Genomic DNA, 19,739 nt, shown 5'->3' with positions numbered 1-19,739 from the left:
GGTTCCTGTCGATTCCGGAATTTTCGGGGTTTCGCTTGCAGAAACATTTGCCTATAAGCCGCTTCTAGCCTGAAAAGACCCATCAATGCGTGCCCGGCCGGTGACCTCCCACCTCGGCCGGTTTTTCGCGCAGCTAGAAACGGATGATCGACCATGCCGAAGCGCCAAGATATCAAGTCCATTCTTATCATCGGCGCGGGGCCGATCGTCATCGGTCAGGCTTGCGAATTCGACTATTCCGGCACCCAGGCCTGTAAGGCGCTGAAGGAGGAAGGCTACCGCGTCATCCTCGTCAACTCCAACCCGGCGACGATCATGACCGATCCGGGTCTGGCGGACGCAACCTATGTCGAGCCGATCACCCCGGAAGTCGTCGCCAAGATCATCGCCAAGGAGCGCCCGGACGCGCTGCTGCCGACCATGGGCGGCCAGACTGCGCTCAACACGGCGCTCTCGCTGCGCCGCATGGGCGTTCTCGACCGCTACAATGTCGAGATGATCGGCGCCAAGCCGGACGCCATCGACAAGGCCGAAGACCGCGCCCTCTTCCGCGAAGCCATGGCGAAGATCGGCCTCGAAACGCCGAAGTCGCGGCTGGCGAATGCCACCGACATCAAGGACCATGACCGCAAGACGCACGAGGCCGAGCGCGCCGAACTGAAGAGCCGGCTTTCCGGCGCCGAGCTCGACAAGGCGCTCGATGACCTCGAGAACCAGTGGAACCTTGGCGAAGGCGACCGCAAGCAGCGCTACATGAACCACGCGATGGCGATTGCCGCGCAGGCGCTTGACGATGTCGGCCTGCCCGCCATCATCCGTCCGTCCTTCACGCTCGGCGGTACCGGCGGCGGCATTGCCTATAACCGCACGGAATTCTTCGACATCGTCGGCAGCGGTCTCGATGCGTCGCCGACCACCGAAGTGCTGATCGAAGAATCGGTGCTCGGCTGGAAGGAGTACGAGATGGAAGTGGTCCGCGACACGGCGGACAACTGCATCATCATCTGCTCGATCGAAAACATCGACCCCATGGGCGTGCACACCGGTGATTCGATCACCGTTGCGCCGGCGCTGACGCTGACCGATAAAGAATATCAGATCATGCGCAACGCCTCGATCGCGGTTCTGCGCGAGATCGGCGTCGAGACCGGCGGCTCGAACGTGCAGTTCGCCGTCAATCCGAAGGACGGCCGTCTCGTCGTCATCGAAATGAACCCGCGCGTGTCGCGCTCGTCGGCCCTCGCCTCCAAGGCGACCGGCTTCCCGATCGCCAAGATCGCGGCGAAGCTTGCGATCGGTTACACCCTCGACGAACTCGACAACGACATCACCGGCGGCGCGACCCCGGCCTCGTTCGAACCGTCGATCGACTACGTCGTCACCAAGATCCCGCGCTTCGCCTTTGAAAAATTCCCGGGCGCATCGCCGGTTCTGACCACCGCCATGAAGTCGGTCGGCGAAGTCATGGCGATCGGCCGTACCTTTGCCGAATCGCTGCAGAAGGCGCTGCGCGGCCTCGAGACCGGCCTTACCGGCCTCGACGAAATCGAAATCCCCGACATGGACGAGAACGGCGATGGCCGTAACGCCATTCGTGCGGCGATCGGCACGCCGACGCCGGACCGACTGCGCATGGTTGCGCAGGCGCTGCGCTTTGGCATGAGCGAAGCCGAGGTTCACGAGGCGAGCAAGATCGACCCGTGGTTCATCGCCCAGTTCAAGGCGATCGTCGACATGGAAGCGCGCATCCGCGAGCACGGCCTGCCTGCCGATGCCGAGAACCTGCGCATGCTGAAGGCGATGGGCTTCTCCGACGCCCGCCTCGCAACGCTCGGCGGCAAGCGCCCGAAGGAAGTGGCGGAACTGCGCAATGCGCTTAATGTCCGCCCGGTCTACAAGCGCATCGACACCTCCGCTGCCGAATTCGCCTCGCCGACCGCCTACATGTACTCGACCTACGAAACGCCTTTCGTCGGTGCCGCCCGCTCGGAAGCTGAAGTGTCTGACCGCAAGAAGGTCGTCATTCTCGGCGGCGGTCCGAACCGCATCGGTCAGGGCATCGAGTTCGACTATTGCTGCTGCCACGCCGCCTTCGCGCTGAAGGATGCCGGCTACGAAGCGATCATGATCAACTGCAACCCGGAAACGGTCTCGACCGACTACGACACCTCCGACCGCCTCTACTTCGAACCGCTGACGGCCGAGGACGTGATCGAGATCATGCGCGCCGAGCAGGAAAAGGGCGAACTCGTCGGCGTCATCGTCCAGTTCGGTGGCCAGACGCCGCTGAAGCTCGCCGAAGCGCTGGAAAAGAACGGCATCCCGATCCTCGGCACGGCACCCGACGCGATCGACCTTGCCGAAGACCGCGACCGCTTCCAGAAGCTTCTGATGAAGCTCGACCTCAACCAGCCTAACAATGGCATTGCCTACTCGGTCGAGCAGGCCCGCCTCGTCGCTGCCGAAATCGGCTTCCCGCTGGTCGTGCGCCCGTCCTACGTTCTCGGCGGCCGCGCCATGCAGATCATCCATTCGGAAAGCATGCTGCAGAGCTACCTGCTCGACACGGTTCCGGGCCTCGTTCCTGAGGACATCAAGCAGCGCTATCCGAACGACAAGACCGGCCAGATCAACACGCTGCTCGGCAAGAATCCGCTGCTGTTCGACAGCTACCTGACCAACGCGACGGAAGTCGACGTCGACTGCCTGTGCGACGGCAAGGATGTCTTCGTCTCGGGCATCATGGAGCACATCGAGGAAGCCGGCATCCACTCGGGCGACAGCGCCTGCTCGCTGCCGGTGCACACGCTCGACAAGGACATGGTCGACGAACTCGAACGCCAGACGGCAGCCCTTGCCAAGGCGCTCAATGTCGGCGGCCTGATGAACGTGCAGTTCGCGATCAAGGACGGCACGATCTACGTGCTCGAAGTCAACCCGCGCGCTTCGCGCACCGTACCCTTCGTCGCCAAGACGATCGGTGCGCCGATCGCGAAGATCGCGGCCCGCGTCATGACCGGCGAAGCGCTCGATGTCGCGATCGCCGCCTATGGCGAAAAGCCGGATCCGCGCAACCTCAAGCACATCGCGGTCAAGGAAGCAGTCTTCCCGTTCGCACGTTTCCCCGGCGTCGATACGCTGCTTGGCCCGGAAATGCGCTCGACCGGCGAAGTCATCGGTCTCGACACCGACTATGCACTGGCCTTTGCCAAGTCGCAGCTCGGCGCCGGCGTCGACCTGCCGCGCGATGGAACAGTGTTCGTTTCGGTGCGCGACGAGGACAAGACCCGGGTGTTGCCGGCAATCCGCATCCTCGTCGACATCGGCTTCAAGGTCATGGCGACCAGCGGCACGGCTCGATTCCTCGGTGAACACGGCATTGCCGCCACCAAGATCAACAAGGTTCAGGAAGGTCGTCCGCACGTCGAGGATGCGATCCGCAACCGTCACGTTCAGCTCGTCATCAACACGACGGACGGCAACAAGGCGATCTCGGACTCCAAGTCGCTGCGCCGCGCCACGCTGATGCAAAAGGTGCCCTACTACACCACCATGTCCGGTGCTGAAGCGGCTGCGCACGCAATCAAGGCTCTGAAGGCAGGCAGCCTCGAAGTGCGCCCGCTGCAGAGCTACTTCAAGGCCTAAGAAAGACCGCGGCGCGCGAAACCCTCGCGCGCCGCCGCCATCCCCGAGGGTGTGATGCGCTTCAACAGCCCGCCCCTCCGCTGAACGCCGCATGAACGACCGGTTCAGCCTGCATTCCCCCGGCACATGTTTCTATGACCCTGCGCACTGAGAGATCGGCGGCTTCGCCGGTGGGCGCGACATGGGGCAAGATCGTGCAACTCTATTTCTTTGATTTGCTGTGGGGCGACGAGCACTTCGTCGATGAAGACGGTATCAGCCATTTCGACGAGGGATCGGCCCTCTATTACGGCCAGCGGATCGCAGACAAGATCGGCCGCGATGCCGATTATGGTTCGCTGAAGGTCCAGGTCCGTTCCAGCAACCGCAGGCTGCTGGCAACAATCGTGCCCTCCATCGGCCGCGGCGCCGAACAGCGGGCTCTGCTTGCCCGCCGCCAGGTCGGCGCCTCTCTCTACGCTGCAGCCTGAAGCAGCGCCACGAGCAAAGCGCAGGAACATCCATCCTGCGCTTGATCACACTGTTAGTCTGCCGCCAGGGCCTCGGCAGCAGTTCTGCCCCGATCACGACGCGCGTGGCTCGCTGCGAGCCGCACGGTTCTGACGCCCAGATACAGAGAAGCCGTGGAGATCAGGAACGCGACGACGAAAACCGTGAACAAGGCGGCGTGCATCGTGGCAACGTTCGCCTTCTCGTCGAAACCGCGAAGATTGGCCGTCAGCCCGCAGATCGCCGCGCCGATCGCATAACCGGCCGACTGCAACGTCGGCAGAAACGCTGAGGTCTTGTCCCGCTCTCCTCGCAAGGAGACGTCCATCATCAGCTGGCTGAGCGTGCCCCACGACATGCCGAACCCGGCCCCGACCGCGATCTGGCTCGGGAAGACCAGCCGGTAATCGTCGATCGCGAAGGCGATCATCAGACCGGCAAGCCCGAGGCTGAGAAGCGCAGGTCCCGCAGGGATGAGCTTCACGCGCAGAGCGTGCGAGTGCAGGCTTGCGACGGCGATAGCGGTCACACTCCAGGAGATCGCCATCAATGCCGCCGAAAAACCGGCGGCCGTGGGGCTGAAATTCCAGACATGTTGCAGGCCATAAATGAGGTACACCGAGCCGGACGCTTGAGCGAGGGGCATCAGCAGCACGACCCAAAGTCCGGTGCCGAGCGGTTTTGTGAGCTGAAAGGCGCCCGCGGGCAGGATCGGATGCTCCGACCGACGGTCGGTTGCGACGGCCGCCCAGAGGATGGTCAGCGCCGTCGCCAGCGCCGCCGCCATCAAGGGGACGCTGCTCGCCGTATTTGAGACCGATATCAGCAATATGCCGGAACCGACCACGGTCAGCCGCAGCAGCGGGATTGGACGAGGCGTGTCGGTCGATGGCACCTTGCGTGCCGGTACGATCAGCAGAACGAGCGCAACGAAGATGACGGTTGCGGGAACGTTGACGGCGAAAGCCGCCCGCCATGACCAGTGTTCCGTCAGGAATCCGGACACGAGTGGCCCGCCAAAGGCCGCCGTTGCCCAGACGATGGCCTCGGCTCCGAATACCTTTGGGACCAGGCGCGGCGGGAAGAGTTCGGGAATCAGCGCGTAGCAGACCGCAGCAATGATCCCCTCGCCGAATCCCTGAAACACGCGACCGGCGAGGACCTGCGGCATGCTGCCGGCGGCGGTCGCGATGAGGGTGCCGACGACAAAGATGAGCGCGGCCGTAATCAGCGTCCCTCGTGCGCCGAACCTTGACTTGAGCGTGGCGGCAACAGCGCCGCCGAGAATGGCAAAGACGAGATAGAGCGTGACGGCCCAGGACAACAGCGTAGCGCCGCCGATCTCTTCGACGGCTGTGGGCAGCGCGGTCGCTACGAAAAACTCGTTGAATGCGAACAACGCGACCCCGAGGCAAAGGGCAGCCGTCGTCGCCAGATAGTCCGGCCGCAACAGTTCGCTCCAGCGGCCGTCCTCCTGAAGTGCGGTATTGCCTTCGCCTGCCTTGGTTTCGTCCCTCGCCAGAACCATGCCCAACGTTCCTCGCTGCTATCTCTTAGGAACACCTTTGTTACGACCTCAACCGCGGTTGAGGTAAAGCGCTTTCTGCGTAGCTTGCCACCCCATCGCTTCCCCCACAAGTTGCAGTGGCCTTTCAGGGTTCGGTGGATGATGGCGAAATATCTGGCTTTCGCGCTTCCGTTTCTGCTATAACCAAGGTTCGAAGTTTCGGACGGTTCCGGCGTTTACGCGCCGGAGACCGTTTTCTTTTGCGTTGGCGCCGCCCTAAGGGCGGCGCCTCGTGCTTGATGAAGGACATTGAAATGGTCGAAAAAGTGCCGATGACACAGGGCGGATTCGTCAACCTGCAGGAGGAGCTGCGCTGGCGCCAGCAGGAAGAACGACCGCGAATCATCGAGGCGATTGCCGAAGCCCGTGCACATGGCGACCTGTCGGAAAATGCCGAGTACCACGCGGCCAAGGAAGCGCAGAGCCACAACGAGGGCCGGATCACCGAGCTCGAAGACTTGATCGCCCGCGCGGAAGTCATTGATCTCTCGAAGATGTCCGGCTCCAAGATCAAGTTCGGCGCCAAGGTCAAACTCGTCGACGAAGACACTGAAGAAGAAAAGACCTACCAGATCGTTGGCGACCAGGAAGCCGACGTGAAGGCTGGCCGCATTTCGATCTCGTCGCCGATCGCGCGCGCGCTCATCGGCAAGGAAGTCGGCGATTCCATCGAAGTGAACGCGCCTGGCGGTTCCAAGGCCTACGAAATTCTCGCCGTCAACTGGGGCTGATCTGCCCTAGCCAAGGGGCGAAGCCTGCCTTCGCCCCGTTTCTCCTTTTCAAAAGACGATCGTTGCTCGCGCAAGGAGTGCGCTTTCGTGGCCGATATCCGGAACGTCGAGGTCATCGCTCCCAATTTCAAGCGCCGCCTCTCGGGCGTGACGTCCACCATCATCCAGTTGATTCCGATCCAGCGCGCGCTCGGCGAAAAGATCGCCGTGCTTGGCCCGGGTTTGCCTGACACCCTGCCCTCGATCCGCTTCCGCGATCTCCTGCGCCTGTGGAGCGCACCGGACGGACGGCCCTGCCGGGTCTGGCATGCGCGCCGCAATGTCGAAATGCTGCCGGCGATCGTGCTGCGCGACCTTCTCGGCATGAAGCTGAGGATCGTCTTCACCTCTGCGTCGCAGCGCCGCCACACCGGCTGGAGCAAGTTTCTGATTTCGCGCATGGACGCGGTAATCGCGACCAGCGGCAAGACCGCCGCCTATCTGCAGGTGCCGAACACGGTGATCCTGCACGGCATCGATACCAAGCGCTTCCAGCCGCCGGTTGACACAGCGGCAGCCAAAGCTGCGCTCGGGCTCGACCCCAACCAAAAATATGTCGGCTGCTTCGGGCGGGTGCGTAAGCAGAAGGGCACGGATCTCTTCGTCGACAGCATGATTGGGCTTCTGCCGTGCCGGCCCGGCTGGAGTGCCATCGTCGCCGGTCGCGCCACCGGCCCGCACGTCGCCTTCGAGAACGAATTGAAAGAGCGGGTCGCAAAGGCCGGGCTCACCGACCGCATCCGTTTCGTTGGCGAACACACCAACATTCCGGACTGGTATCGTGGGCTCGATCTCTTCATCGCGCCGCAGCGCTGGGAAGGTTTCGGGCTGACGCCGCTCGAAGCGATGGCGACAGGCGTGCCCGTTATCGCAACCGACGTCGGCGCGTTTTCGGAACTGGTCGTCGTCGGAGAGCAGGAAACCGGCGCCGTGATCGCCGCCAACGATCTACAGGCAATGGTCGAGGCAACGGCTGGCTTCATGGACGATGATCATCGCCGGACCTTGGCTGGCGCGAACGGTCTGGGGCTGACCCGCGCATCCTTTGCGATCGAGGGCGAGGCCCGCGCGATCAACGCGGTCTATGAACGCCTGATGCGTCCCTGACAGGCTGCCACCGCGTGGCAGCCTCGCACTAGACTCTCTCAGCGCTTCGAAGCGAAGAGCTTCAGATAGGCGTCGGTAATCGCCTGCTTCGAGAACTGGTTCATCAGGGTCTCGTGCCCACGTTCGGCAAGCCGTTCACCGAGCGACGTATCGCCCGCGATGCGGTCGATTGCCTGGGCAAAGCCGTCAGCGTCACCGATATCGACCATCAAGCCGTTTTCGCCATCGCGCATGAACCATTGCGGCCCTTCTGAACGGCTGGAAACAACCGGTGTCCCTTGCGCCCAGGATTCGAGGATTACGTTGCCGAGCGGCTCGTGGCTCGATGCCATCACGAAGATGTCGGAAGCGGCAAGGAAAGGCCGCGTGTCCTTCTGCCAGCCGGCGAAACGCACGCGCTTTGCCACGCCGAGGTCGGCGGCCAGTTTCTCCAGATTTGCACGTTCTTCGCCATCGCCGACGAGCCACAGATAGGCATCCGGCACCTTGGCGATCGCCTGGATCAGCGTGTGGAAGCCCTTGCGCGGAACGAAGCGCCCCATTGACATGACCACAGGCACGTTCTCAGGCGTGTCGAGCGTGGCGCGGCTGATGGGCGCGACCGGCTCGGTTCCGGTGAAGTTGGAGATGACTTCGACGTCGCGCTTCCAGCCGATCTTGCGCACATGCTCGGCAATGCCCGGCGTGTTGCAGACGAGGCAATCGGTGTTGCGGAAATAGTCGAGCCGCAGCGGATAGTCGCCGAGACGCGAGATCTTGATGCAGCCCTTGTAGTTGGGCATCAGGCGGCTGGCGCGCGGCATCCAGGCAAACAGCGCATCCGGCTTTTCGCGGCGTGCCATGCTGCTGACCTTCATCGGCAGGAGGATCCGGTCGAGCGACAGGTTACGGAAGTTGCTTTCGATGATGCGCGTCGCACCCTCGATGTCCTTCTTCCAGATACGACCATGGCGGATGACCGAGGTCTGCTCGACGCCACGCTCGGCGAGCGCGTTGACCAGGTGGACGAAGAAACGCTCAGCGCCGCCATCCTTGCCGAAGTGAAAATGCATGACTTTCATGAAAACCTCACCGCTTGCTGGCGCGCCGATCCATGTCGTCATGGTTCGGATGCCGCTTGAGCGCGTGCCTCTGATAGATCTTGGCGGCGGTCAGGAAAGCGTACACCGCTCCCGTCATCGCCTCAATGAAGCCTGGAAAACCGCAGCGCCACAGGCCGTTGCGGAAATAAAGCCTAAGGAAATAGAGTGGCGGGCTGAACAGCATTTTGTAAGGGCGCGCCGACTTACCGGCGGCGAACTGCTGATCGGCCTTCAGCGTCGAATACTTGTTTTCCTTGAGGATCTGCTCGTCGATGATCAGCGGCCGATAGTGCAGCAGGCTGCCCTTGGCAGCGGCGCCGACCGCGCCATCCGGCACGATCCCCTCGTGGACTTTCTGATTGAGATCGTATCGTCCCCTGCCCTGGCGGATCAGACGCAGGTTTCGCCGCTCGTGCGCCCGCTCCGGCGTGTAGCCGTAGCCGATGAGGTAGGGCCTGCGCGCGACGCGCCAGCCGACCGTCTCCGGCGGCGCATCGAGCAGCGAGGGCAGCAGTGCCTTCAGCGGTTCGTCCAGGCGTTCGTCGGAATCGATGTTGAAGCACCAGGGCTGCGTACATTGGTCGAGCGCGAACTGCTTCTGGCCGGCATAGCCCCGCCACGGCTCATGCAGGAAACGGATCGGCCAACCCTTGTCGATGTAGGACTGCACGAGTGCTGCCGTTCCGTCGGTCGAGCCGGAATCGACGATGACGATTTCTGAGCATTGCTCGAGGCTCTCGATGCAATTGCCGAGATAGGCTTCTTCGTTCTGGCAGATGATGAAGGCGGACAGCGGAAGCTTGTTCATGGGCGGGCCTTAGATCTGGACGAGGCCGATATCCTTGACCTGGCGAATGGTCAGCATCGTGCGCACCGTGTCGACCCGTTCATTGGCCGTCAGCACTTCGATGACGAAATCCTGGAAAGTCGTGAGGTTTTCGGCGACACAATGCAGCAGGAAGTCGCTTTCGCCGGAAACCGTCCAGGCCTGCCGGACGATCTGCCATTCTGCAGTAGCGGCCGAGAACGCCTTGAGGTCGGCCTCCGACTGACGCTTCAGGCCGACCATGCAGAAAGCGACGAGATCGAAGCCGAGCGCCGGTGCGTTCAGCAGTGCGTGATAGCCCTTGATGACGCCGGTCTCTTCGAGCTTGCGCACGCGCCGGAGGCAGGGCGGCGCGGAGATGCCGACCCTTTGCGCGAGATCGACATTGGTCATCCGGCCATCACGCTGGAGCTCGCGAAGGATCTTGAGATCGATAGCGTCGAGCTCGACTTGTTTCGTCATGAACGTTCGTCCTTTTCGTGGTGACTTTGAGCGCGAGGCAAAGTCGAAAACTTGTGTCTGCCGATGGTGAGGTTGCCCCGATGGCGGGCGACGTCGACTGATGTCCGCCTATCCCGGCGCTGCCGCGATCATCTCGGTCGAGATTTTCAGCAAGGCGCGCTCGTCAAGGGCAAGGTCGTCTCGAGTCGGTGCGTGGCCGAGCGCAGCGCTTTCGCAGTGCAACCATGCACGGCCGGCATTCAACCCCATATGCTTCTCCAGCAAAGTGAATCCGCGTGAAATATCGTCAAACCCGCTGGACAACAAGCAGCCCGGCCGACTATTCGCGGGAAAATGGCGTTGGCGATGCCGGTAGATGCGCAAATAGAGGTGGACATCTTCAGGAGCGACGCAAGGAGCGCTCCATTGTCGGGGTGCGGCGCGGATCGATGCCGGGCCGACGCCTGTGCCCTAAGCGCGTCATCTGGTGGCAAAAGCGGGCTTGAGGCTCAAGCACTTGTGTGTATCAGGCTGCGCACTCTTGAAAGTCATGGTGGGGAATACCTAAAGTATGGGACGATTTCCCATTGACGCAATGGAATCGGATGTGGAGGCAATCCTCTCCGATGAGCGAAGGACAAGATTATGACTGCCCGTCACGTGAAAGTGCTGATCATCGGCTCCGGCCCGGCTGGCTATACCGCCGCCATCTATACGGCGCGCGCCATGCTCGAGCCCGTACTGATCGCCGGTATGGAACAGGGCGGCCAGTTGATGATCACGACTGACGTCGAAAACTACCCGGGCTATGCCGATCCGGTCCAAGGCCCGTGGATGATGGAACAGATGCTGAAGCAGGCGACCCATGTCGGCGCCGAGATCGTCAACGATCTCGTGACCGATGTCGACCTGTCGGTGCGCCCGTTCCGCATCAAGACCGACAGCGGTAACGACTGGACGGCGGACGCGCTGATCATCGCAACCGGCGCCAAGGCCAAGTGGCTCGGCATCGAGACCGAACCGACCTTCATGGGCTTCGGCGTCTCGGCCTGCGCCACCTGTGACGGCTTCTTCTATCGCAACAAGGACGTGATCGTCGTCGGCGGCGGCAACTCGGCCGTTGAGGAAGCGCTCTATCTCTCGAATCTCGCCAAGACGGTCACTGTCGTTCACCGCCGTGATAGCTTCCGCGCCGAGAAGATCCTGCAAGAGCGCCTGTTCGCCAAGCCGAACGTCAAGGTGATCTGGGATCACGAGGTCACGGAATACCTGGGTGCGCCGGCCAAGCCGCCGATGCCCGCTTCCGTCAACGGCGTGAAGCTGCGCAACACCAAGACCGGCGAAACCTCCGACATGGTCACCGACGGCGTGTTCGTCGCGATCGGCCACGCGCCGGCAGTCGAACTTTTCAAAGGCAAGCTTCGGCAGAAGTCCAACGGCTATCTTTGGACCGCGGCCGATTCGACGGCGACCGACGTGCCCGGCGTTTTTGCCGCAGGCGACGTGACGGACGACATTTACCGTCAAGCGGTTACGGCGGCCGGCATGGGCTGCATGGCAGCGCTTGAGGCCGAGAAATACCTGGCGGGTCATATGCCCGTCGCAATTGCAGCCGAATAGAAGCTGCGAATCGGGGTGGTGCCGCTGAGGCACCTCGCCCGTGTGGGAACAGATGCATCAGCCACGCCCGGAAGACAGGACCCCGTCTTCCGGAGTGGTTTCTTATGGGGGACTACATGTCGCTGGACTGGGACAAACTGCGCATTTTTCACGCGGCGGCCGAGGCTGGGTCGTTCACCCATGCGGCAGACAAGCTTCATCTTTCGCAGTCCGCAATCAGCCGGCAGGTGAGTTCGCTGGAGCAGGATGTCGGCATCAAGCTGTTCCACCGCCATGCGCGCGGCCTGATCCTCACCGAACAGGGCGAGATCCTCTATCGCACCGCGCATGAAGTGCTGATGAAGCTCGAGAGTGTCAAGGTCCAACTGAGCGAAACCACGGACAAGCCGAGCGGCAAGCTGCGCATCACCACCACGGTCGGGCTCGGCCAGGGCTGGCTCACCGACAAGATCCAGGAGTTCATGTCGCTGCACCCGGACGTGCAGGTTCAGCTCATCCTCGACAATGAGGAGCTGGACGTGAACATGCGCCACGCGGACTGTGCCATCCGCCTGCGTCAGCCGCAGCAGTCGGACCTCATCCAGCGCAAGCTCTTCACCGTGCACATGCACGTTTACGCCGCCCCCTCCTACATCAACAAGTATGGCGAGCCGCAGTCGGTCGAGGACCTCGACAACCACCGCATCATCACATTCGGCGAGCCGGCGCCGAACTATCTGCTCGACGTGAACTGGCTCGAGATCGCCGGCCGCGATTCCGACAATCCACGCGTGTCGCACCTGCAGATCAACAGCCAGACCTCGATCAAGCGCGCCTGCCTGCTCGGCATCGGCGTCGCCATGCTGCCCGACTATATCGTCGGCCGCGATCCTGGCCTCATCCAGCTGCCGATCAGCGCCGACATCCCGTCCTTCGATACCTATTTCTGCTATCCGGACGAGATGAAGAACGCCGCGAAGCTCAAGGTCTTCCGCGACTACATCGTCGCCAAGGCCCGCAACTGGAACTTTTAAGACGCTTCGACGAATGCTCATTTTCCGAGCATTTCCCCAAGAGGCCGCCAACCATCTGTTTTTACATCGATATTACGGATGCGCCGTCTATATTGTGCGGCGCATTTTTATTGTTCGCCGCAGAAATAGGCAGGGATGCGCGCATGACATGGCTGTCATGCACAGAAAATGATTGTTGCGCGCCCAAAAAAGCAGCATACCAAACTCAGCTGATGCATCTTTGGTGGCTTCTCCTCCCAGTGCCACCGCAGCAGCTGTTCCCCTCTGGAGGTTTAATTACCTTCACAACTTATAAGGGCCCAAGTCATCTTGTGGCCCTCTTTTTTTGTCTACTGTTAGATACAGGCGAAACGTGACGAAAATCACAGCCGGCTATTGAAAGCCGATACTTCGCTTCCCATATTAAAATGCAGCTGATGCATTCTTGGTGGCTTCTCCTCCCCGCCACCGCATTAGCTGTTCCCCTCTGGAGGTTCTTATTACCTTCACAACTACAAGGGCCCAAGTTTTCTTGAGGCCCTCTTTTTTTGCCTGCAGCACGCTCACGGTCTTGTGATTTGAATATCGTGTTTTAGCGATACATCTATCGTTAAAACACGATATGGCGATATACCATGGACCGAGACGAAATCCTCAAGGCGCTTGCCCATCCCGTGCGGGTGAACATCCTCGCCTGGCTGAAGGAGCCGCAGCGCCATTTTCCGACCCAAGAGCATCCGCTCGATCTCGGCGTATGTGCCGGCCAGTTCGAACGCTGCGGCCTGTCGCAGTCGACCGTTTCCTCGCATCTCGCTGTGCTTCAGCGCGCCGGCCTCGTGACAACCCGCAAGGTTGGCCAATGGATCTTCTACCGCCGCGATGAAGAGACGATCGCCGCCTTCCTCGAGAGCATCGGCGATCTCTGAATCAACCACCTTCTCCCAAGCAGCCCCCCCTGAAAGGACCTCCCATGGCCTCGCTTTTCGACCCCATCACCATTGGTGACATCGCGCTGAAAAACCGCATCGTGATGGCGCCGCTGACCCGCAACCGATCCCCGGGCGCCGTTCCGAACACCCTGAATGTGACCTACTACGAGCAGCGCGCGACGGCAGGCCTGCTGATCTCGGAGGGAACGGCGATCACCCAGCAGGGCCAGGGCTATGCCGACGTTCCGGGCCTCTATACGCCGGAAGCGCTTGAAGGCTGGCGCAAGGTGACGGACGCAGTGCACGCCAAGGGCGGCCGGATCGTCGTCCAGATGTGGCATGTCGGCCGCATTTCGCATGATTCTCTGCAGCCGGGTGGCGGCAAGCCTGTTGCACCGTCGGCCGTTCGCGCTAAGTCGAAGACCTATCTGGTCAATTCGGACGGTACTGGCTCCTTTGCCGAAACCTCCGAGCCGCATGCACTGGAGACCGCCGAGATCGAAGCGATCGTCGAGGACTATCGCAAGGCTGCGCGCGCCGCGATCGACGCCGGCTTCGATGGCATCGAGATCCATGCGGCCAACGGCTATCTCATCGACCAGTTCCTGCGTTCGGGTTCGAACCACCGCACGGATACCTACGGCGGTTCGATCGAAAACCGCGCCCGCTTCCTGTTCGAGGTCATGGATGCCGTGACGAATGAAATCGGCGCCGGCCGGGTCGGTATCCGCCTTTCGCCCGTCACTCCCGCCAACGATGCCTTTGATCCGCAACCGCAGGAGGTGTTCGGCCATGTGGTCAAGAACCTCGCCCGCTACCCCCTCGCCTATATCCACATCATTGAAGGCGCGACCGGCGGCCCGCGCGACCACCAGCAGGGCGACCAGCCATTCGACTACGACGCCCTGCGTTCGACCTATGTCGCTGCCGGCGGCAAGGCTGCCTGGATGACCAATAATGGCTATGACAGGGCACTCGCGGTAAAGACGGTCAAGGACGGCGAAGCCGACCTCGTCGCTTTCGGCAAGCCGTTCATCGCCAACCCGGATCTCGTCGAACGGTTGAAGCGCGATGCGCCGCTCAACACGCCGGATCAGGCAACCTTCTACGGTGGTGGCGCCAAGGGCTATACCGACTATCCGGCCCTTGAACAGGTCGCCTGACACTCCCACATGGCAATGCTCCGCCTCTTCGGCGGGGCATTTGTCTTTGGGAATGAAGAGCTTATGTTTTCGCTATATTCAGAAAAATGGTCATTGCATCCTGACGGCGACGTCATCGTAACCCCCTCCAGCCGTCTTTACCCCGTCCGCTATCGCGGCCAGCAGGCGATGCTCAAGGTCGCCGAGGACCCGGAAGAGAAGTATGGTCGCCTGCCCCTGCTCTACTGGAACGGGCATGGCGCTGCAAAGGTCTATGAAGCCGATGGCGACGCGGTGCTGATGGAGCGCACGGACAGCCAGCGCAACCTCTTCCACATGGCGATGACCGGAAGCGACGAGGAAGTGACGCGCATCATCTGCCGCACCGTCGCCGAGCTCCATGCGCCGCGCTCGACACCGGTTCCCGGCGATCTCGTGCCACTCGACAAATGGTTCGCTTCCCTGGAGACGGCTGCTCCCGCTCAAGGCGGTCTCTTTGCCCGCGCGCTCGAGGCGGCGAAAAGCCTGTTTGCAGATCCCGAACCGCCGGTCGTGCTGCATGCCGACGTCCACCACGCCAACATCCTCGATTTTGGCGACCGCGGCTGGCTGGCGATCGATCCGAAACGCGTCCTCGGCGATCGCGGCTACGACTACGCCAACCTGTTCTGCAATCCAGAACTGCCCCTGGTCACCGCTCCGGGCCGGCTGCAGCGGCATCTGCCGATCGTCGCGAAGGAGACCGGGCTTCACCCGCAGCGCATTCTCAACTGGGTGCTTGCCTATGCCGGGCTTTCCGCAGCCTGGTTCCTGGAAGACAATGACGATTCCGGCGTCGAGAATGACCTTACGATGGCGCGAATCGCCATCGCCGAGCTCGGCATCTAGGCTCAACCCGTCCGCAACAGGACGACGGCGTAGATACAGGTCTCTCCGCCGACATTGCGGAAGACGCAATCCTCCGGCGGGCCGAGTTCCAGGCAATCCCCGATGCCGAGCGTATGGGTCTCCAGCCCTTCCACGAAGGTCAGGCGCCCCGCAGTCACCCATATCCACCGGCGATGGAGCGCATAGGCGGATGCCGGGATCGGCACCTCGGCGCCGGCCGGAAGTTCAACCTCGACAAGCTCGAGCGGCAGGTCCGACATCGGCGAGACATGGCGCCGAAGATATCCGGTCTGCGGATCGCGCCACACCGCCTGATCCTGGCGCCGCGACAGCCTGCCCTGGCTCATCTCCGCACGAGCGATCAGAGTGGACATGGTGAGCCCGAAAGCGCCGGCGAGCTTTGCCAGCAGCGTCGCCGTCGGGCTGCTATCGCCGCGCTCTACCTTGTGGATCATTGCGCGCGAGACGCCTGATCGCTCCGAAAGCTCGCTCAGTGACCAGCCGCGCGCCTCTCTTTCCAGACGAATTCGTTCACTGAGCCGTTGATCCAGACTGTCTACTTTAGTATTCATATCGTAGTCATATAGTGAACGAATGCGAGGAGCAAGCATGCTGATCCGGGCGGCCATCCAAGACGATATGCCAGTCATCTGCGAGATCTACAACGACGCCGTGGCGAACACGACGGCGATCTGGAACGAGACCCTGGTCGATGTCGCCAATCGCGTGGCCTGGCTGAAGGCGCGCACGGACGTGGGCTATCCTGTGCTGGTGGCGGTCTGCGAGGAAGGCGATGTCATCGGCTATGCGTCCTTCGGCGATTGGCGCGCCTTCGATGGCTATCGCCATACGGTCGAGCACTCCGTCTATGTTCACAAGGATCGGCGCGGTGGCGGCATCGGCCGGAAACTCATGGTCGCGTTGATCGCCGAGGCCGAACGGCTTGGCAAACATGTGATGATCGCCGGCATCGAATCGGAGAACGCAGCCTCGATCCGCCTTCATGCCCAACTGGGTTTCGAGGATACCGGCCGGCTGCGTGAGGTCGGCACGAAGTTCGGCCGCTGGCTTGATCTGACATTCATGCAACTGGTGCTTCCGACGGGCTCGCCGCGCTAACCCGCGGCGGCGCCTCGACAATGGCCGTTTGTCGAGGCGGCGGGAGATGCTATGAACCTTCAAGGACTGTTTCTGGAAATATTTTGACGTGGGTCTTCGGCGGAAGGTCAGATCGGGCGCCTGGGCACGTGTCGCGAGAGCGGCACTGGCGTTGGCTGCCAGCATTCCTGCATTAAACATGACCGAGGCAGAGGCTCGTATCGACGACTTCGCCGCGCAGCCCAAGTGCGTCTATTCCGGCCCGTCGGCCACCGACTCCGCCAAGTCGCTCTGCATCAGCAAGGAAAACTTCGCCCGCGATATCTGCGGCGTGATCGACCACTATGCGACGGTCAACGACCTGCCCGCGGCCTTCTTCGCCCGGCTCATCTGGCGCGAAAGCCTGTTCCGGCCCAATGCCGTCAGCCCCAAGGGTGCCGAAGGCATCGCGCAATTCATGCCGGGAACGGCGAAGATGCGAGGGCTCAACAACAGCTTCGATGTCGTCGAGGCGCTCGGCAAGTCGGCAGAGTATCTGAACGAACTGAAGTCGCGCTACGGCAATCTCGGCTATGCGGCTGCCGCCTACAATGCCGGCGAGAACGGGCTGGAGCGTTTTCTCGAGGTCGATTGGCTGCCGGCGGAAACGCGCAACTACGTGCTCGCGATCACCGCCTACAGCGTCGAGGACTGGCGCGACAATCCGCCGAAGATCCTCGACCTGACGCTCGACAAGAACAAGAGCTTCATCGACGGCTGTGTGGCGCTCGCCAGCACCCGCAACCTCCGCGACATCGAGGTGATCGACGAAGCCGAATGGGCGCCCTGGGGCGTACAGCTTGCCGCGCATTTCCAGAAATCAGTGGCGCAGCGACTGTTCGTCAGCGCCGTCAAGCGCCTGCCGGAGCCGATCCGCAGCGAGAAGGCGCTTCTCCTGCGCGAGCGCAATGCCAGCTTCGGCCTGCGAATCCGCTACGCCGCACGCATCGGCCGCGAGACCCAGGCGGACGCGAACAAGCTTTGCGCCACCATCCGCAAGAGCGGCGGCGCTTGCCTCGTCTTCCGGAACTGACTGCTATCGAGGCCTGCCCGAAATTGATCCTGACATGCGCGCGCGCTAGCCTGCGGCAATCCCTTGCGGAAGCGCCCGCGGGGCGTTCAGGCAACCAAGTCCGACGAGCGTCGTTGCAACCGCCTCGTCGATCGGCGTGTGCGGCTCTTCGCCGAGCACGGCAAGCAGCCGCTCGTTCGGCATTCTCAACGGTTCGCGCCAGAGATAGCGCATCTTGCGCAACTCCCTGAAGAGCGGAACGAAGGGCGAAGCCAAGTCGATCAGCCACCACGGGAAGGCCCGGACGGGAAGCGCCGGCTTGCCGACAACCCGGCGGATCGCCGCGATCATCTCGGTTCCATTGCGGTCGAGGAAGCCGCGCATGTGGTAAACGGCGAAAGGCGGCAGGTCCTCGGCGCGCTCGACGAGGCGGATCATGGTTTCGGCGACATCGGGCAGATAGGCCCATTGGTGGCCGATCCCCTCGCGGCCCGGGTAGGAAATCGCGCCCAACGCTCTGCCCGGCTTTACCAGCCCTTGCGAAAACCAGTTATTGGCCGCACCGGGACCGAAGAAGTCGCCTGCCCTCACGATGATGACGCCGACACCTGCCTCCGAAGCGTCGTTCAGACGGCGCTCCATCTCCCTGCGGATCAGACCCTTGTCGGTATCCGGGTTCTGCGGCGCGTCCTCCGTTAGGACGGGAAAGGCGTCGCGGCCGAAATTGTAGATCGTTCCCGGTAAGAGGATGCGTGCACCGGTGGACTTGGCCGCGGCGATCGTATTGTCCAGCATCGGCAGCACCAAGGTGCCCCAATTGCGGTAACCCGACGGATTGACCGCGTGCACGATCAGATCCACCCCTTCGGCAGCAGTGCGAACGTCGTCCGCGTTCATGGCATCGCCTTGCCGCCAGTCGAACGCCGGCTCGGCCTGCGCCGTCGTCGCGGCGTTTCGGTTCAAGGCACGCACCTGCCAGCCGCGCCTGCGGAGCCCACGGGCGACGGCGCTGCCGATACCGCCCGTCGCGCCGAGCACCAGCACACGTCTTGTTCTCTGCTGCATCTCGGTCATGTCACACTCCATCCGTTTCGATGAAGGCAGGATCACGCATTCACGAGCTAAACGGAATTGCCGAAAAATCTTGCGTAGCTATACTGAAATCCATGAGCAAGATGGATTTGAGCTGGGATTTCTACCGAACATTCCTCGCCGTGCTTAAGGAGGGATCGTTGTCAGCCGCCGCCCGCGAGCTTGGCCTGACGCAACCGACCGTTGGCCGGCACGTGGACGCCATGGAAGCGACACTCGGCTATCCGCTGTTCGTGCGCTCGCCGCACGGTCTGTTGCCGACCGACGCCGCGCTGGCACTCAAGCCCTATGCCGAGACGCTCGCCGCGACATCGGCTGCGCTCTTGCGCGCGGCGTCGGGCCGGCGCGATACGGTCAGCGGCACTGTGCGTATCAGCGCTAGCGAAGTCATCGGCATCGAGGTCCTGCCGCCGATCCTTTCAGAACTGCACGCCGCCTATCCTGCATTGACGATCGAGCTTTCCGCCTCGGACACGGTCGAGGACCTCTTGCGCCAGGAGGCCGATATCGCGGTGCGCATGGTGGCGCCCGCACAGGATGCGCTAATCGCCCGACATCTCGGCGCGGTTCCCTTAGGCTTTCACGCCCATCGCCGCTACATTGAGCGACGCGGCATGCCGCAGACACTGGCAGACCTTAGCAATCACAGCCTGATCGGTTACGACCGAGAGACTGCGGCGATCCGGGCGATCATCGCCCGCTCGCCCGAACTGCCGGCCACACGCTTTGCGCTGAGGGCCGACAGCAATCTTGCCCAATTGGCCGCAATCCGCGCCGGCTTCGGCGTCGGAATCTGCCAGAGCGGACTTGCGGCACGCGACCCCGACCTGCTCCCAGTGCTGCCCGGCTTGTTCGAGATGAAGCTCGATACCTGGCTGGTGATGCATGAGAACCTGAAGACGGCTCCCCGCTGTCGCGTCACGTTCGACGCACTTGCCGCGGGACTGCGGGCCTATATTCGTGGCACTGCGCATGCAGACGCGAATACCGAAATCTGACT

General features: G+C 62.2%; 18 protein-coding genes. 12 read left to right on the top strand and 6 right to left on the bottom strand.

The features are described from left to right. Positions 1-153: 153 nt before the first annotated feature. Together carB and ASD63_RS28350 are read left to right on the top strand one after the other, a co-directional pair. Positions 154-3,645 carry a carbamoyl-phosphate synthase large subunit gene (gene carB / locus ASD63_RS28355; RefSeq protein ID WP_060530105.1) on the top strand — a complete coding sequence of 1,164 codons (3,492 nt, stop codon included), beginning with the start codon at positions 154-156 and terminating at the stop codon, positions 3,643-3,645. A gap of 134 nt (positions 3,646-3,779) precedes the next feature. After that, positions 3,780-4,115, top strand: coding sequence for a hypothetical protein (locus ASD63_RS28350; protein WP_051659217.1), 336 nt, complete (start codon positions 3,780-3,782; stop codon positions 4,113-4,115). A gap of 53 nt (positions 4,116-4,168) precedes the next feature. Here ASD63_RS28350 and ASD63_RS28345 read toward each other — a convergent pair whose 3' ends face one another. Continuing rightward, positions 4,169-5,662: an MFS transporter gene (locus ASD63_RS28345; protein ID WP_051659216.1), complete on the bottom strand. Its 1,494-nt coding sequence runs from the start codon at positions 5,660-5,662 to the stop codon at positions 4,169-4,171. A 293-nt stretch (positions 5,663-5,955) separates the two neighbouring features. Here ASD63_RS28345 and greA point away from each other — a divergent pair, with 293 nt between their 5' ends. Continuing rightward, on the top strand, positions 5,956-6,432 hold the full coding sequence (gene greA / locus ASD63_RS28340) for a transcription elongation factor GreA (protein ID WP_034791305.1): 477 nt from the start codon (positions 5,956-5,958) through the stop codon (positions 6,430-6,432). An 87-nt stretch (positions 6,433-6,519) separates the two neighbouring features. Continuing rightward, positions 6,520-7,578: a glycosyltransferase family 4 protein gene (locus ASD63_RS28335; protein WP_034791298.1), complete on the top strand. Its 1,059-nt coding sequence runs from the start codon at positions 6,520-6,522 to the stop codon at positions 7,576-7,578. A 38-nt stretch (positions 7,579-7,616) separates the two neighbouring features. Here the strand turns inward: ASD63_RS28335 and ASD63_RS28330 are convergent, their stop codons facing one another. Genes ASD63_RS28330 through ASD63_RS28320 form a run of 3 tightly spaced genes read right to left on the bottom strand, consistent with a single transcriptional unit; the run spans position 7,617 to position 9,948 of the window. Then, positions 7,617-8,639, bottom strand: a complete 1,023-nt coding sequence (locus ASD63_RS28330; RefSeq protein ID WP_034791296.1) for a glycosyltransferase — start codon at positions 8,637-8,639, stop codon at positions 7,617-7,619. Positions 8,640-8,646: 7 nt separating this feature from the next. Then, the gene (locus ASD63_RS28325) at positions 8,647-9,468 is read right to left on the bottom strand and encodes a glycosyltransferase family 2 protein (protein ID WP_034791294.1); all 822 of its coding nucleotides are present in this window, start codon (positions 9,466-9,468) and stop codon (positions 8,647-8,649) included. A 9-nt stretch (positions 9,469-9,477) separates the two neighbouring features. Beyond that, entirely contained in the window at positions 9,478-9,948 is a 471-nt protein-coding gene (locus ASD63_RS28320; RefSeq protein ID WP_034791292.1) for an Lrp/AsnC family transcriptional regulator, read from the bottom strand. A 624-nt stretch (positions 9,949-10,572) separates the two neighbouring features. On the opposite strand from ASD63_RS28320, the gene trxB reads away from it, so the two are divergent. From trxB to ASD63_RS28295, 5 genes are all read left to right on the top strand, one after another. Further along, entirely contained in the window at positions 10,573-11,547 is a 975-nt protein-coding gene (gene trxB / locus ASD63_RS28315) for a thioredoxin-disulfide reductase (RefSeq protein ID WP_034791290.1), read from the top strand. A gap of 116 nt (positions 11,548-11,663) precedes the next feature. Then, complete coding sequence (locus ASD63_RS28310; RefSeq protein ID WP_034791460.1) at positions 11,664-12,560, top strand: LysR family transcriptional regulator VtlR; 897 nt, start codon at positions 11,664-11,666, stop codon at positions 12,558-12,560. Positions 12,561-13,174: 614 nt separating this feature from the next. Then, positions 13,175-13,465, top strand: a complete 291-nt coding sequence (locus ASD63_RS28305; RefSeq protein ID WP_034791288.1) for a metalloregulator ArsR/SmtB family transcription factor — start codon at positions 13,175-13,177, stop codon at positions 13,463-13,465. Between the two features lie 44 nt (positions 13,466-13,509). Further along, positions 13,510-14,631, top strand: coding sequence for an alkene reductase (locus ASD63_RS28300; RefSeq protein WP_034791286.1), 1,122 nt, complete (start codon positions 13,510-13,512; stop codon positions 14,629-14,631). Positions 14,632-14,694: 63 nt separating this feature from the next. Continuing rightward, a complete protein-coding gene (locus ASD63_RS28295) occupies positions 14,695-15,498 on the top strand; it encodes an aminoglycoside phosphotransferase family protein (protein WP_034791415.1) in 804 nt (267 codons plus the stop codon). Positions 15,499-15,500: 2 nt separating this feature from the next. Here the strand turns inward: ASD63_RS28295 and ASD63_RS28290 are convergent, their stop codons facing one another. Further along, the gene (locus tag ASD63_RS28290; protein WP_034791283.1) at positions 15,501-16,070 is read right to left on the bottom strand and encodes an XRE family transcriptional regulator; all 570 of its coding nucleotides are present in this window, start codon (positions 16,068-16,070) and stop codon (positions 15,501-15,503) included. Between the two features lie 37 nt (positions 16,071-16,107). On the opposite strand from ASD63_RS28290, the gene ASD63_RS28285 reads away from it, so the two are divergent. Further along, positions 16,108-16,617: a GNAT family N-acetyltransferase gene (locus ASD63_RS28285; protein ID WP_034791281.1), complete on the top strand. Its 510-nt coding sequence runs from the start codon at positions 16,108-16,110 to the stop codon at positions 16,615-16,617. A 178-nt stretch (positions 16,618-16,795) separates the two neighbouring features. Then, entirely contained in the window at positions 16,796-17,668 is an 873-nt protein-coding gene (locus ASD63_RS28280) for a lytic transglycosylase domain-containing protein (RefSeq protein WP_082566343.1), read from the top strand. A gap of 45 nt (positions 17,669-17,713) precedes the next feature. On the opposite strand, the gene ASD63_RS28275 is transcribed toward ASD63_RS28280, so the two are convergent. Next, positions 17,714-18,721 carry an NAD-dependent epimerase/dehydratase family protein gene (locus tag ASD63_RS28275; RefSeq protein WP_060530104.1) on the bottom strand — a complete coding sequence of 336 codons (1,008 nt, stop codon included), beginning with the start codon at positions 18,719-18,721 and terminating at the stop codon, positions 17,714-17,716. Between the two features lie 92 nt (positions 18,722-18,813). On the opposite strand from ASD63_RS28275, the gene ASD63_RS28270 reads away from it, so the two are divergent. Next, positions 18,814-19,737 carry a LysR family transcriptional regulator gene (locus tag ASD63_RS28270; RefSeq protein ID WP_060517129.1) on the top strand — a complete coding sequence of 308 codons (924 nt, stop codon included), beginning with the start codon at positions 18,814-18,816 and terminating at the stop codon, positions 19,735-19,737. The last annotated feature ends 2 nt before the right edge of the window (positions 19,738-19,739 follow it).

It is taken from the genome of Ensifer sp. Root558 (assembly GCF_001427045.1).
GTDB classification, from domain to species: domain Bacteria; phylum Pseudomonadota; class Alphaproteobacteria; order Rhizobiales; family Rhizobiaceae; genus Ensifer; species Ensifer adhaerens.
Note: the sequence above shows the minus strand (reverse complement) of the source record. Positions and strands in the feature narration are given on the sequence as shown.